The organism is Paenibacillus sp. Y930 (assembly GCF_056786375.1).
The window spans coordinates 568,563-583,400 of the sequence record NZ_JBXCIX010000002.1; the positions used below are offsets into that span (position 1 = coordinate 568,563).

The window sequence follows — 14,838 nt, forward strand, 5'->3', positions numbered from 1 at the left end:
TATTCCTAAAAAGCATCCTTTCTCTTCCTATTCATAATGTCAAACATAGAACAGGGTGAAGCATATGCAAAAAAGAATCTTGAACCGAGAAATACCACTGCATTTAATGATATTGCCGGGATTTTTATTTTTACTCATCTTTAGTTATCTTCCTATGGGAGGTATCATTATTGCATTCCAAAAGTTTATTCCAGCCAAGGGCTTATTTGGTGATCAAGCATGGGTTGGTCTGAGTAATTTCGAATATGTAATGAACCTGCCCAGTTTCAATGATATTATGTGGAATACTTTTTATATTGCGGTCATGAAAATCATTCTAGGACTACTAGTACCGATTGCTATTGCCATACTTCTAAACGAAGTTAAGAATATGGCTTTGAAAAGAGGAGTTCAAACGGCCATTTATTTACCCCACTTTTTATCATGGGTAGTACTAGGTGGTATCTTTATTGAAGTTTTATCGCCAAATAATGGCTTGGTCAATCAAGTAGTCAAGTTGTTTGGTTTTGATCCTATCTTTTTCCTCGGGGATAACAAATGGTTCCCGATAACCATGATATTAACAGATACTTGGAAGGAATTTGGATATGGAACGATTATTTACTTGGCCGCGATTACTGGAATAAACCCGGATTTATATGAAGCAGCACAGATCGACGGAGCTAATCGCTGGAAGCAGACGTTTCATGTAACACTACCAGGAATGAAAATGGTAATTGTTCTTCTTATGGTACTTAATCTAGGGAATTTACTCAATGCTGGTTTTGATCAAATTTTCAATATGTACAGCCCAATGGTGTATCAAAGTGGAGATATCCTCGATACCTTTGTTTATCGAATAGGTTTGTTGGACGCACAATTTGGTGTAGCAACTGCAGTAGGATTATTTAAATCTGTTGTCGCGCTTGTACTAGTGTCTGTGTCATATTTCGTTGCATACAAAGTTGCGGATTATAGAATTTTTTAGGGGGGATTTATCATGCATATACGAAAGAAAATAGACTTATTTGGACTCTTTAATAATTTCTTTTTGTTGCTAGTTGGATTGATATGTCTCATTCCAATGATTCACATACTGGCTGTTTCGCTAAGCTCAAGCTCTATTGCTGCAACAGGTACGGTATCATTGTGGCCCAAAGGGTTTACACTAGCTGCCTATGAGTTTGTGGCACAGCGCGCTGCATTCTGGAAATCAATAGGTATATCTTTGCAACGCGTTATATTAGGGGGGGCTATTAATTTATTACTTACAATAATGATAGCCTATCCGCTTTCTAAAGAAAAAGGTGAATTCCGATTCCGCACCTTCTATTCATGGAGTTTTTTCATTACAATGATATTCAGTGCAGGGCTAATCCCATCATATATGGTCGTTATCCAGTTAGGATTGATAGATACAATCTGGGCACTTGTACTACCGACCGCTGTGCCAGTGTTTAGTGTTATTTTAATGTTGAATTTCTTCCGTATGATACCAAAGGAATTAAGTGAAGCTGCTTTTATTGATGGTGCAGGGCATTGGACAACGCTTTGGAAAATCTATGTTCCAGTATCTTTACCATCATTAGCTACAATACTACTATTTTCACTTGTTACTCACTGGAATAGTTGGTTTGATGGATTAATATATATGAATAATCCTAGCAATTATCCTGTTCAAAGTTATATTCAGACCATTGTCGTTCAAAAATCCTTCAGTACTATGACACCAGAGGAAGCAAAACTAATGGCAACCATATCAGACAAAACATTGCGCTCCGCTCAAATATTTCTGGGAGCATTGCCAATTATTTGCGTTTATCCCTTCATGCAGCGGTTCTTGGTAAAAGGCATGGTGGTAGGTAGTGTTAAAGGTTAGTTTCTTAATTGAAACAAAACGTTAGTAGAATATGAACTCCTTTTTTTCTTAATACATTTAACTACATAATAATCATATTTTATGATACCATAATTATAAAATATGAATAATGTTACATGTATAAGGGGGAGCTGCACATCAGAGAAAGTATCTTCATAAGACTGATCTCGACATTTCTATTCGCGATCCTACTAATTATTATATCAGGAATATATATGTATAATTGGAGCTTAAATACAGTAAAGAATGAAATAATAAATTCTACAACTGCACAGGTATCGTTTTATCTTGAAAGTTTGGAAGATGAAATAGAACGTATTAAAATTTTGCAATATGATAGTCTCAATGATGAATATCTCGAAAAGCTTGCCATTCGTTATTCCATTATGAATGAATATGAGATAGTGGAAAGTATGAGAATACTTCATCAGCGATTAATTTCGATTCATAACAGTAATTCCTACATTACTGACGTAAGTGTACATATCCTCCCGATTCAAAAAACGATTTCCTCCTCCAACTCCGTAAGTCCTATTGATATGGATAAATTCGAGTTACTTCGGGTGCCGGAGGGGGAAAAGGGTGCTCAACTGGTGCAGTATGAAGACAAACTTTACTTGACTACGCTGCAAGCTGGAAAATCTAGCTTATCTCAAAAATACATGATAGAGATTGAAATTAACACCGCAGCGTTACAAGAAGCGCTAGGGCAGTTTAATATATATGAGAATAGTGGTACTTATTTAATAGACTTAACCCATCAAATGGTGATACCTGGAAAAGGTAATGATGAGACGGTTATGCTGGATGATTTTATAGAAAACCATACTAATTTTGAAAGCGGTACCACTCATTATAGTAAGATTGACGGTCAAAACATTTACGTTGTTTCCGTTAAGTCGGATTATCTTAATATGCTTTTATTACGTTACATCCCAGAGAAATTAATTTTTGTTCCTGTCAAAGATTTTTATATTTGGTTGTGGATATTTACTGGTGTTGGTTTGTTAGTTTTAGTACTCTATTCTATCTATACATACAATTTAATTCAAAAGCCTATGAGAAGGCTTGTTGCATCTTTTCGTCGTGTAGAGAGTGGAAACTTCAACGTTCATATCGAGGTCAACAAAAAAAACGAGTTTGGTTATTTGTACCAAGGATTTAATTCCATGGTTGAAAATGTATCTACTTTGATTGATCAGGTATACAAGCAAAAGATTCTCAATCAAAAATCGATGTTAAAGCAATTACAGTCACAAATTAGTCCACACTTCCTATATAATAGTCTGTTTTTAATTAATACTATGGCCAAGCTAAAAGATGAAAATTTAATTCCATTTACAAAACTTCTAGGCGAATATTTCAGATTTATTACTAAGAATGATTCAGATTTCTTACCATTGCATGAGGAAGTTGAACACGCTCGGACTTATACTGAAATTCAGCAAGTACGCTTTTCTAGTAGATTGACAGTTAATTTTGAAGATTGTCCAGAGATGGTTAGAGATTTACAAGTTCCTAGACTAATCATCCAGCCCATCATCGAAAATGTATTCAAGTATGCTGTTGAAAACACGAGAGCAAAGGCTGTTATTTCGATAAGCTTTCGGTTAGATGATCGTGCATTGTGCGTTATCATTGAAGATAATGGAACGGGTTTATCTGATCAGAAGTTGGAACTCATGAAAAAACTTTTTTACGATGAGACAAGTAGCGAAACAACGGGTCTAATTAACATACATAGAAGAGTTCGATTAATTTACAGCGACGATAACGGATTACGTTTAGAGCGAAGCTCAATGGGCGGTTTAAAAGTGACGTTGCGACTTAACCCAAAGGTGATGGTTTGAGCATGTACAGATTATTAATTGTAGATAATGAAGAAATTATTGTGAATCATCTTTACGAAATTTTTCGTGGCATGGATCATTTGAATCTTGATGTTTATAAGGCCTATGGTGGTGAAGAAGCCATTGAGTGGCTCAACAGAACAAGAATTGATATTGTACTAACTGATATCGATATGCCCGAAATAAACGGATTACAACTAATGGATGAAGTTTTTAGAAGATGGCCTCAGTGTAAAGTTATATTATTGACAGGTCATAGCGAATTTGATTTTGTATACAAGGCCATTCAGCACAGGGATGTTAGTTATATTCTAAAATCCGAAGATATCGAAAAAGTTATTGAAGTTGTAGAAGAGAATATATCCAAAATTCGCAAAGAAATCAAAACAGAAGATTTAATCCGCAATGCAAAAGAACAAGTTCATATGGCACTTGATTTGTTTCAAAAAGACTATTTAATGTGCATTTTAAAGGGAAATCGCAGCGTGCAAATTATGAAGGAGCAATTCGAACAACTATCGATATCTCTTAATGTGGAGTGGCCTATTACTCTAGTATTGGGCATGATCGACAAATTTCCTGAGAATAGCGACTACATGCAACAGATGCAACAGCTATATTCTGTTCGGCAAATTATTCAAAGATATTTAGCCACCCATTTGAATATTGTCATTATATTAGACGAAAATCGTCGTTTTGTTATTTTTGTGCAGCCAAAAGAATCCTTATTCAGCACAAATTCAGTGGATTCGGAAATGATGGAGCTTTTTTACGATAAGACACTTTCCTTTCTTAAAGGCATATTGGAAGTTATACAATCTGCTTCACAGGAGAACTTCTGTATGCCAATCAGCTTTACGATTGGTAGTAAGGCAAGCCGCTGGGATGCGGTCTCTAATCAATATCATTCGTTACAACATTTGCTAAACTACCGGATAGGTGTCGAAAATAAAATACTTTTGATTGACAGTGAGGTCAATGAGAATATACATGATGATACTGTCACTGACAATAACTTTGATCTAGAATGCGTGGAAGGCAAGAAGCTGGCAAAGGCACTCAAACTGAAAAATCTTTCTATCATTGAGCAGTATTTGGAATCAGGACAAAGGGAGAATTTTTACGAAGCATTGGAGCAGTTCCTTATTCCATTAAGAGGCATCCGCAGTAAAAATAACGTCATTGCGCAGGAAGCATTTCACACTGTGTCCCTGTATCTGATGTCTTACATCAATCGATGGGGACTCAATGAAAAGGTAGCATTTCAGATTGGAGAGATCCAACTGATGCGGACGGATCTATTTGATACTTGGAATGATGCGGCGTTACACCTGATGGAATTGTCTTCTGTTCTTTTGAATATGCAAAAAATAGAGCAAAAGAAACGGGCGGACAATATCATCGACTTTTTAAAAGAATTTATTAATGATCATTTGGATGAAGATTTGTCGCTAGTTAGATTAGCGGAACAAGTACATTTGAATCCGTCTTATTTGTCACGCATCTATAAACAGGAAACTGGCAGGAATTTGACTGAGTTTATTGATTCAACTCGTTTAATAAAAGCGAAGCATTTACTCAAGAGTCAAAATTTTCGAATAAATGATATTGCTCGGCAAGTCGGATATGAAAGTGCTACCTCATTTACTCGCTTTTTTAAAAAAGCAACTGGCCATTCTCCACAGGAATACAGAGAGAAGTATATTTTAAATATGTAATAGATTTCAAAAAAATGATCGACCCGAGGCAGTGGCTACTCATTAGGGCGACCGTTACGATAGTTGCTTCTATACCTATCTTACTTGTTTACTCATTTATGTAAAAATAATTAGTGGAAAGCTTTGTTACGTACCTATAACTAGGCAGGTGAATGTGCCGCTTTTCAACAGGTTGTCGTTCATTCTAGGAAACGATATAGTTCATTCATATAGGAAGAAAAGGAGTGCTATTATATGAATTATTGTAACCCTGTAATCAGTGGATTTCATCCTGATCCAAGTGTTTGTAGAAGTGGTAATGATTATTTTCTAGTTACGAGCTCATTTGAATATTTTCCGGGAGTTCCGCTTTTTCATAGTAAAGATCTAGTAAATTGGGAGCAGATAGGACATTGTTTAACACGTCCTGAGCAATTAGAGTTGCAGCAGGCACGAAGTTCAGGCGGTATTTATGCTCCTACGATTCGCTTTCATAACGGTACGTTTTATATGGTAACGACCAATATATCTGCTGGTGGGAACTTTTATGTATATACGAATGATCCAACTGGTGATTGGTCAGATCCTATTTACGTCGATCAGCCAGGAATTGATCCGGATTTATTTTTCGATGCGGATGGCTCGGTTTATTTTTCAACGGCATGGGGAAATTCAGAAACGGGGATTGGAGTTTATCAAAGCCGAATTAATATTGAGAATGGAAAAAGGTTAACAGACTATACCTTTGTATGGCAAGGAACAGGCGGACAATATCCAGAAGCGCCACATCTCTATCGAAGAGGAGATTGGTATTATCTCCTTATTTCCGAAGGTGGCACCGAATATGGTCATATGGTTACTGTAGCAAGAAGTAAGAAGGTAGAGGGTCCATTTGAGGCATGCCCCTATAACCCGATTTTGACGCATCGCAGTCAAGCGAAATCAATTCATGCTACTGGGCATGCGGATTTTGTGCAAACAAGTGACGGAGCTTGGTGGGCTGTATTCCTTGGTATTCGTCCTGTTGGATATCCGAATCGTCATCATCTAGGGAGAGAGACATATCTTGCACCTGTCTCTTGGACCGAGGAGGGCTGGCCGATTATTGGCGAGAACGGTACAGTTAGTGAGGTAATGTCGGCTGAAGGGTTAAATGTAAATTCAAAGCTACAATTGCCAATTCGGGATGAGTTTAATACAACTACACTAGCGCCACAATGGAATTTATTACGTTCATCTAATAAAGAAAAATATGAATTGAACAGTAAGGAAGGAGGCTTGACGCTACATGGTTCTGCTGACACGCTGAATGATTGCGGTACGCCGGCATTTGTTGGTAGAAGACAGCAGCATTTTTCATTCGAAGCATCAACTCAGCTTACATTTAAACCGCAGCATGATGGTGAAGAAGCAGGGATTACTGTCTATATGAATGAAAGATTTCATTATGAGCTTGCTGTGACACGCGTTGCAGGCGAGCGCAAGCTTATATTCCGCAGAAGGCTGGGCAGCTTATGGAAGATTGAGAATGAGCTCCCATTGTCAGCTGATTCCGTTGTATTAACCGTTAGAGCAGATAAATGGCATTATTATTTTGAAGCTACGATTGGTACTCAAAGTCCGATTTCATTTGGCCAAGGAGAATGTGCAATGCTTGCGACAGAGGTAGCTGGTGGATTCACAGGGGTGATGCTCGCGATGTACGCAACTGGTAATGGAGTGAAATCTATATCTCCTGCTGATTTTAATTGGTTTGACTACGAAGGAAATGAATTTTCTATAGAGAAATAAATTTGCCGAATCGACATAGTTTACATTTCTATTATTTGCTGAAAATAAACTGAAAAGAATAAATAGGAGGTAGCTTATTATGAACACGCTACAAAATAAAAGCTTGCCAAAGTTATATGAGGAATATGAAAAGTATTTTTTGATTGGGGCAGCAGTGAATAGAAGGACGCTTAATATTCAGCAGCAATTGTTGAAGCAACATTTTAATAGCATAACAGCGGAAAATGAGATGAAGTTTGAACGTTTACAGCCTATAGAAGGAGAATTTCAATTTGAAGCTGCAGATCAAATGCTAGCCTTCGCAAAGGAAAATAGTATGGGGGTCAGAGGTCATACACTCGTATGGCATAATCAAACTCCTGCTTGGATGTTTGAACAACGTTCGGGTGGTATTGTTGATGAGGCAACATTATTAGAACGTATGAAAACTCACATTGATACTGTAGTTACACGCTATAAAGGAGAATTTTATGCATGGGATGTTGTTAATGAGGCAGTATCTGACAGTGGTAATGAGTTGTTGCGTCCATCAAAGTGGCTTGATATAGCAGGGGAAGAATTTATAGCTAAAGCATTTGAATATGCTCATGCTGCTGATCCGACGGCCTTACTATTCTATAATGATTACAATGAATGTGATGCTGTAAAGCGGGATAAAATCTATCGTCTAGTGAAGTCGTTGAAGGAGAAGGATGTACCTATTCATGGTATTGGTATGCAGTCACACTGGAATCTAGATCATCCTACTATGGATGATATTCGCCGCACGATTGAACAGTATGCAAGCTTAGATGTAACATTGCATATTACTGAAATGGATATATCGATGTTCCAATTCGATGATCGGCGAACCGACTGTATTGCTCCAACAGAAGCTATGCTCGAAAAACAAGCGGAGCGATATGATCAAATATTCAAAGTGTTTAGGGAGTATAGCAAGCACATTACTTCGGTAACATTTTGGGGTGCAGCGGATGATTATACATGGCTAGATTATTTTCCGGTACAAAATCGGAAGAATTGGCCGTTTCTATTCGATACGAAGCATCAGCCGAAGAAGTCATTTTGGAGTGTCATTAATAATGAATAGCGTTACGAATGGAATCTAATGGGAAGTAGCTGCTCTATTATGCTGCGACAGTACGATATATTATTAGCTGGTGTGATGAGTCCGGTCGATACAGCGGTAGAGGGAGAGAGTGAATGATGGAAATTACTAATCCAATTATTTGGGCTGATGTACCGGATCCTGATATTATCCGTGTTGGCAATGTTTATTATATGGTAAGTACAAGTATGCATACTATGCCTGGCTGTCCAATTATGAAGTCACAGGATTTATTGAATTGGGATATTGTTAATTACGTGTATGATAGTTTCGAGGATAATGATGCTCATAATATGATTGATGGGAAAAACATTTATGGTCAAGGATCTTGGGCAGCTAGTTTACGCGAACGTAACGGTATATTCTATGTTTGTTTTTCAAGCAATGATGCGCATCAGTTCTATATGTACAGAACTGATGATGTTGAAAATGGAAGCTGGCAGCGCTCCATAATTAAAGGTTTATTCCATGATCCGAGCATACTATTTGACGAGGATCGAGTGTTTGTAATTTACGGAAATGGTGGTATTTATATTACCGAGTTAACAGAAGATGCAACTGGTCTCAAAGAGGGTGGCATAGTCCAACTATTACTCGAAACTGAAAGTGAAGGTATTGGATTGCAATGTGAAGGCTGTCATGCTTATAAAATAGATGGAGTGTACTATTTATTTTTTATTGAATGGCCGACAGTAGGCAATAAGCGTCGCAGGCAAGTATGCTATCGTTCTAGTCAGCTGTTAGGACCATATGAACGGAAAATTATTTTGGATGATGATATGGGCTATCGCAACAAAGGAATTGCTCAAGGTGGTGTTGTTGAAACTGCAGATCATCAATGGTATACATTACTATTTCAGGATCATGATGCGGTTGGTAGAATTCCAGTCGTATTGCCAATGGAATGGCATGATGGCTGGCCGGTTATTGGCATAGATGGTAAGGCTCCGCAGCAGTTTACAACAGACTTCCCCTCTACAGCTGCGAAACCAATTGTCATTAGCGACGAGTTCGATTACAAAGCTAATAAGCTAGCATTGAATTGGCAATGGAACCATAATCCGAATAACGAGCTTTGGTCTGTAACGGCACGGGCAAGCCATCTGCGGCTAACGACTGGCAATGTTGTTGATAGTGTATTGAAGGCTCGTAATACGCTAACGCAACGGACGGAAGGTCCCGCCTGCATCGCAACGACTGTAATCGATCTTTCTAATATGAAGCCTGGTGATCATGCTGGCTTAATTGCACTACAAAATTTATTCGGGACTGTCGGTGTGAAGATAGATAGCGCTGGCAATAAAGCGGTTGTAATGAGTGTAAACAACGGCGACGGCATGGAGGATATAGTCCAGTCTATTCCATATGAGTATAGTAGTGTCTATCTCAAAATTGAATTTAACTTTGAAAATAGTACAGATATCGCTAAGTTTTATTATGGTACAGAAGAAGGACAATGGAGTGAAATTGGTCATCCTTTAGCAATGAAATATACATTGGATCATTTTATGGGCTATCGCATCGGTCTATATAATTATGCAGCCGTGCACCCAGGTGGATTTATTGATGTGGACTATTTCCACTTTATGAAGTTAATTGATGGAGCATATACGTTGATCCAATAGAAATAGAAAAAACACCAGATAGCTGGTGTTTTTTTGTCTCGAAAAATTAATTTGCTTGAGAATATTCGTGTTTCTTACGATATTCATTGGAGCTTAATCCAGTATATTGCTTGAACTTTTTATAGAACCAATCGATCTCCCTGTAGCCAACTTCGTTGGCAATTTCATATATTTTCATATCAGTCTTCTTCAGCAGAAACTTTGCTTTTTCCATTCTTTGCTGAAGTAAATATTCATTAAAGGACATATTTTCATGCAATCTAAATTTTTGCCCCAAATAAGCACAATTAAAATGAAGCATGCTTGATATTTTTTTTAATGTTATATTTTGATGGAGGTCATCCTGTACATATTTTTTGATGGTATCAATAATCGAAGCAGAGGGCTCCTCTTTTTTGTTATGAAACCATGATTGAGGTGAATCATTAGCTTCAAGTGAATAATAATTTGTAAGCGTTTGCTTAATAGTTTGCAAGCTAGACTTGAATGCTGCTTCGCACAAGGGGACAGTTAGATAGTCATTAATTTGATATGTTAATGCTTTTCTGGCAATTTGAAAGTCATTCTTACCACCAATAAGAATAATAGGAATACGACTTTTGCAACGTATTTTTTTGCAAAGTAAAAGTCCGCTAGTATTATAGCCTTTAATATTAATTACGATAAGTGAGAACGATTGTAACTCAATGAACTGAGTTACATGATCGAATTGAGTAGTATGAGCAGTTACGTTAACATTAATGTCTAATCGCTCGATTAGATTCGTTGTTTGCTGGAGTGAAGAATCGTTCGGATCAACAAGCAGTATATTAAACATGGAATATCCCCCTTAGCAGTATAAGCTATGTTGAGTAATAATTGTATACGCTTTAATTATGGGAAATATGGGGGGGATTCACAATGTGCAAATCTTTGCTCCTGCTACATTCGTTTACTAGTTAACAGATTCGGGACAACTTACGATATCGTTTCTACAAACTATGTATTTGAAGATGGAAAGGTAATAAGTGCTCAAGCGGATTGGACATTAGAGGGTGAGCACGGCTTCGAGATGACATATCGTGTTCATTTTTCACTTAGCATTCCTCGCTAGGTGAGAAATGAACGGCTAATTTATTGAGAGTGATACTATTTAATTCGATAAATCTAAACATTCGACATGTTCATGGTGTTCACCCTTAATCTTTTGCGGTATGATAATTATTAATATATTGTAAAGTAATGAATATTACCATGAAATAACAGGATGAGGGGAGTGTGCCATTTATGATTAATCTTGGACCAGCACGACAACAACAAATTAGTTATATTGGTATTACTGAAGCAGATTTGAGTTTATTAAAAAGCAAAGAAAAGGAATTTGAACTTATTGTCGATCAGCTAGTCGATGAACTATATAAACAGATAGTAGCTGAACCTGAATTATGCGCTATTATAGAACGACATAGTACATTGGAACGCTTAAAGGAGACACAGCGATGGTATTTCCGTTCGATGGCATTTGGACTAATCGATGAAGAGTTTGTTGAGAGACGTTTGTTTATCGGAAAGATACACTCCAAAATTGGTCTAACGACGAATTGGTATTTGGGTACATATATTATATATTTGGATATTGCTACATTGATGTTTAAACAGCTGATGCCAGATGAATGGATCGATATAGTTCATTCTTTGACGAAAATGTTTAATTTTGATTCACAATTAGTGCTAGAAGCATATGAAACTGATGAAAAAGCCAAGATTGAGTGTCTATTAGAAAAGCAAAATCATTTGCTAACTGGAGTCAGCTCCGCAGTTCAAGAATTGGTTTCTCTAATGGTACAGTTGAAAGATAGTAGCGAATCGATTGAAGATTCTGTAGCTAAAAATGCTGATTATCAAGAGAAAACGCATCAAAATGTACTGTATCTGGACAAAGAGGTCGAATCTATTCATCAGATTGGTGAGATGATGAAGGAAGTAGCAGATCAAACCCATCTCCTAGGCTTAAACGCTGCCATTGAAGCGGCAAGAGCAGGAGAATTCGGTCGAGGGTTTGAAGTCGTTGCGAACGAAGTTAGAAAGCTAGCACATCGTTCTAAGGATTCACTAGGAACGATTGAAGGTCGATTAAACAATATTAATTCCACACTTACCGAAGTGAAAAGAGACTCAGAACATAATTCGCTCTATTCTCATAATCAAGTAGAAAGATCTCAAGAATTAGCTTCTTTTGTGCAGTTAATTGAAAAAGTAACGATAGAATTAGATAGTTTGAAGTAGATAACAAAAGAAGATTAAACTATTTGACGTAATGTCAGAAGTAATACAGTAACGGACTGACGTTACTCATTAAGCTAATGGGCAGTTATGTGGAAGTATATCTTGATTTGTAACCATGATCCGGCTGGATTTTCCCCCTAAATTAACGTAATGTTGCTATTATCTGATACAGGAGAATATAAATATGACTTTAAAAGAAGTGTGTGAAAGTATTTGCTTACCGGATCAAATGACAAGAAAAGTGCTTGACTTTGCAGGCGGATTTGATGAGAAAACAATAAAGTCCTTTTCTGCTGCTCTGTATGATCCATCTACCTGGGAAAAGGGAGTTAAAGAAATAGCGGAGGTTCTGGGAGAGGATCCGGATGGGAGCAAAATGCTCACTTTTATGCTTCTACGTGCAGTAGTGACACATAGGGAATACGAAAAAAGAGGAATCAGCGAGACAATTTTTACGGATACGATAAAGTTCTGTACCCGATTTATTAAGGAACATTACGAGGTGTATGGGACATATGCATTCACGTGGGCATGGTGGTTTCCAAGACAGATTTCACTTCGCGAATTCCGAATCGGTGCACTTGAATATGAAATGATCGAGAAGGAAGAAAAGAAGTTAATAAATATACATATCCCCGCTGATGCGGATATGAGGCGCGAGAGTTTGCGGAATTCATATGAGGAAGCTAGGGAATTTTTCTTGAAATATTTTCCGGAGTATGGACAGTCGGATATGGTATGTGATTCCTGGCTGCTTTCTCCAGTCCTTGCTAAGCTGCTGCTGGAGAGCTCGAATATAGTCCGCTTTCAGAAGGCATTCGACTTGATAAGTGTAGATGATACGAACGATAGCTCTATCAGATGGGTTTATGGAAGAACTGATATTCCAATACACGAATTTCCAGAACATACATCCTTACAGAAAAAAATCAAGGCCTGCCTGTTGGAAGGAAGCAGCATTGGTGCAGCCTACGGAAGACTGCAGGAAGACCCCTGGAAGGAATAATGGGAAGAGGTTTAAGTATGAAGATGGGGAAAAGCTGGAGATCACTTAAACGCTTACCTATTGTTACCTATAGTTCAATAATGAAAGGGCTGCCGAGAGGTAGCCCTTTGTTCAATTCTCAGACAGGATTTTTACCCAATTCGCGAATGCATACAATTAACAAGTCTTAAAGTCTGGCATTTATGAATACTTAGTTCATTATGGGCTGGTCAAATCAGAAGTCATTAAAGATTGAACTGACGGGTAACGTTAGCTTTGGATTGCGAATATTGATAAACCTCATCAGCAATATAATAATCAATTGTTTGATTATTTTTATAATAATCTACGATATTTTATTCGACGTCAATTTTTGCGATAATATGAGTAGTAGGAACGAAAGGGGATAAAGAGCATGATTCAGATTAGAGCTGTGAAGGAAACTGATGACTTTGAAACCATGTACAACTTAATTAACGATACTCTTCAACGATTTTCAGGTAATGAAAAGGGCTCATTTATTGGGGATGGAGAAGAATTGAAAAAAGAATATTGTAATCCGGATAACTCAATTAATGGTTATATTGCTTTAAAGGACAATACAATCATAGCTTTCATGGGAGTTTCTCCTTCAAAGGTAACAAAAAATGGTTATCTTACATTCGGGTTTCTAGATGGTTTTGACAATATACTTGAAGATTTATTGAATAAGTGCAGGTCTTATATTCAAGAAATAGGTGGAACTAAAATCTTTGTATTTACTTCTACGAAGTTTGGGCAAGTGAGAAATAAGGGGATATCTTTATGGGAGAAGCTAGGGTTTATTGCGGATGAGTATGGGCATGTCACTTTATTACTGGATTTAAGAGAGTGGAATGAACCCGAGCACATGGATTTAACAGGTATAGAGCCAACTTTAGAAATGAATTATGATGATATTAAGCGAGTTCTGATTGAAGATGGAGAAGAGGCAATGGCAGGGTTATTTCAAGATCAATATTCTTCAAATAGAAATCCAGATCAAGTAATACTCACGCTTAGAGATCAAGTATCGAATGAAATTGCTGGTATTGCTTATTATAGGGTTGAGTTAAGTAATAGAGGTACTGATAATGAATTCCTCAATGCTTATTCGTTCGGACTGCATGTGAGACCGAAATATCTTTTGAATCATAATGAAATAAGAAGATTTCTGATAGGTACTCTGTTTTCGATGAAACAATTAAATATATATCATGTTATTACTCGAATTACATTGAAAAACTTTAATGTTTTTGCAGCGATGGTTACCGAGGGGTTCCATAACGAAAATTTTGAAAATGCTAATATACTCCGTCTTCATAGAAATATATAAAGGGATTATCATTATGAGAAAATATGTTAATGCCAAAGAAGTGTTGCCAGAAAGTTTAATTAAAGAAATTCAAAAGTATGTAAAAGGAAAACACATCTATATTCCACAAACCGAACGTCAAAACTGGGGAACTTCAACGGGGATTCGGGATGAAATGGAACAGCGAAATGAAGAAATAACCCGAAGATATTATGGAGGATTAAGCATAGCGAAATTGGCTGTAATTTTCAATTTAAGTGAGGAGCGAATTAGAGGGATTATTTATGAAAGGCAAAGTGATTAGGGAAAACTTCATACGTTATTTC

12 protein-coding genes and 1 pseudogene are annotated in these 14,838 nt (G+C 37.1%); 12 read left to right on the top strand and 1 reads right to left on the bottom strand.

Annotated features, from left to right (window positions below; genetic code table 11):
* Positions 1–64 precede the first annotated feature (64 nt).
* From AC1TO5_RS07940 to AC1TO5_RS07970, 7 genes are all read left to right on the top strand, one after another.
* On the top strand, positions 65–967 hold the full coding sequence (locus tag AC1TO5_RS07940; RefSeq protein ID WP_482062255.1) for an ABC transporter permease: 903 nt from the start codon (positions 65–67) through the stop codon (positions 965–967).
* Between the two features lie 12 nt (positions 968–979).
* Entirely contained in the window at positions 980–1,858 is an 879-nt protein-coding gene (locus AC1TO5_RS07945; RefSeq protein ID WP_482062256.1) for a carbohydrate ABC transporter permease, read from the top strand.
* Positions 1,859–2,073: 215 nt separating this feature from the next.
* The gene (locus AC1TO5_RS07950; protein ID WP_482062257.1) at positions 2,074–3,708 is read left to right on the top strand and encodes a sensor histidine kinase; all 1,635 of its coding nucleotides are present in this window, start codon (positions 2,074–2,076) and stop codon (positions 3,706–3,708) included.
* Between the two features lie 2 nt (positions 3,709–3,710).
* A complete protein-coding gene (locus tag AC1TO5_RS07955; protein ID WP_482062258.1) occupies positions 3,711–5,426 on the top strand; it encodes a response regulator transcription factor in 1,716 nt (571 codons plus the stop codon).
* Positions 5,427–5,660: 234 nt separating this feature from the next.
* Positions 5,661–7,196: a glycoside hydrolase family 43 protein gene (locus AC1TO5_RS07960; RefSeq protein WP_482062259.1), complete on the top strand. Its 1,536-nt coding sequence runs from the start codon at positions 5,661–5,663 to the stop codon at positions 7,194–7,196.
* Between the two features lie 79 nt (positions 7,197–7,275).
* Positions 7,276–8,286 carry an endo-1,4-beta-xylanase gene (locus AC1TO5_RS07965; protein ID WP_482062260.1) on the top strand — a complete coding sequence of 337 codons (1,011 nt, stop codon included), beginning with the start codon at positions 7,276–7,278 and terminating at the stop codon, positions 8,284–8,286.
* Positions 8,287–8,399: 113 nt separating this feature from the next.
* Positions 8,400–9,929, top strand: a complete 1,530-nt coding sequence (locus tag AC1TO5_RS07970; RefSeq protein WP_482062261.1) for a glycoside hydrolase family 43 protein — start codon at positions 8,400–8,402, stop codon at positions 9,927–9,929.
* A 46-nt stretch (positions 9,930–9,975) separates the two neighbouring features.
* On the opposite strand, the gene AC1TO5_RS07975 is transcribed toward AC1TO5_RS07970, so the two are convergent.
* Positions 9,976–10,746 (bottom strand): helix-turn-helix domain-containing protein, encoded by a 771-nt coding sequence (locus tag AC1TO5_RS07975; protein WP_482062262.1) that lies wholly within the window; start codon positions 10,744–10,746, stop codon positions 9,976–9,978.
* 449 nt (positions 10,747–11,195) lie between these two features.
* Between AC1TO5_RS07975 and AC1TO5_RS07980 the strand changes: the two are divergent.
* The 5 genes and pseudogenes from AC1TO5_RS07980 to AC1TO5_RS08000 all read left to right on the top strand — a co-directional run.
* A pseudogene (locus AC1TO5_RS07980) lies at positions 11,196–11,654 on the top strand (protoglobin domain-containing protein); the annotation flags it as partial.
* A 93-nt stretch (positions 11,655–11,747) separates the two neighbouring features.
* Entirely contained in the window at positions 11,748–12,194 is a 447-nt protein-coding gene (locus AC1TO5_RS07985) for a methyl-accepting chemotaxis protein (RefSeq protein ID WP_482062495.1), read from the top strand.
* 184 nt (positions 12,195–12,378) lie between these two features.
* On the top strand, positions 12,379–13,200 hold the full coding sequence (locus tag AC1TO5_RS07990) for an acyltransferase domain-containing protein (RefSeq protein WP_482062263.1): 822 nt from the start codon (positions 12,379–12,381) through the stop codon (positions 13,198–13,200).
* A gap of 394 nt (positions 13,201–13,594) precedes the next feature.
* Entirely contained in the window at positions 13,595–14,533 is a 939-nt protein-coding gene (locus AC1TO5_RS07995; RefSeq protein ID WP_482062264.1) for a hypothetical protein, read from the top strand.
* A gap of 13 nt (positions 14,534–14,546) precedes the next feature.
* Positions 14,547–14,816: a CD3324 family protein gene (locus AC1TO5_RS08000; protein ID WP_482062265.1), complete on the top strand. Its 270-nt coding sequence runs from the start codon at positions 14,547–14,549 to the stop codon at positions 14,814–14,816.
* Positions 14,817–14,838: the final 22 nt, after the last annotated feature.

What these genes read in the sequence shown, in the direction of transcription:
- AC1TO5_RS07940 (WP_482062255.1), top strand. Translation starts at nt 65, where the DNA reads ATGCAAAAAAGAATCTTGAACCGAGAAATACCACTGCATTTAATGATA.
- AC1TO5_RS07945 (WP_482062256.1), top strand. Translation starts at nt 980, where the DNA reads ATGCATATACGAAAGAAAATAGACTTATTTGGACTCTTTAATAATTTC.
- AC1TO5_RS07950 (WP_482062257.1), top strand. Translation starts at nt 2,074, where the DNA reads ATGTATAATTGGAGCTTAAATACAGTAAAGAATGAAATAATAAATTCT.
- AC1TO5_RS07955 (WP_482062258.1), top strand. Translation starts at nt 3,711, where the DNA reads ATGTACAGATTATTAATTGTAGATAATGAAGAAATTATTGTGAATCAT.
- AC1TO5_RS07960 (WP_482062259.1), top strand. Translation starts at nt 5,661, where the DNA reads ATGAATTATTGTAACCCTGTAATCAGTGGATTTCATCCTGATCCAAGT.
- AC1TO5_RS07965 (WP_482062260.1), top strand. Translation starts at nt 7,276, where the DNA reads ATGAACACGCTACAAAATAAAAGCTTGCCAAAGTTATATGAGGAATAT.
- AC1TO5_RS07970 (WP_482062261.1), top strand. Translation starts at nt 8,400, where the DNA reads ATGATGGAAATTACTAATCCAATTATTTGGGCTGATGTACCGGATCCT.
- AC1TO5_RS07975 (WP_482062262.1), bottom strand. Translation starts at nt 10,746, where the DNA reads ATGTTTAATATACTGCTTGTTGATCCGAACGATTCTTCACTCCAGCAA.
- AC1TO5_RS07985 (WP_482062495.1), top strand. Translation starts at nt 11,748, where the DNA reads ATGGTACAGTTGAAAGATAGTAGCGAATCGATTGAAGATTCTGTAGCT.
- AC1TO5_RS07990 (WP_482062263.1), top strand. Translation starts at nt 12,379, where the DNA reads ATGACTTTAAAAGAAGTGTGTGAAAGTATTTGCTTACCGGATCAAATG.
- AC1TO5_RS07995 (WP_482062264.1), top strand. Translation starts at nt 13,595, where the DNA reads ATGATTCAGATTAGAGCTGTGAAGGAAACTGATGACTTTGAAACCATG.
- AC1TO5_RS08000 (WP_482062265.1), top strand. Translation starts at nt 14,547, where the DNA reads ATGAGAAAATATGTTAATGCCAAAGAAGTGTTGCCAGAAAGTTTAATT.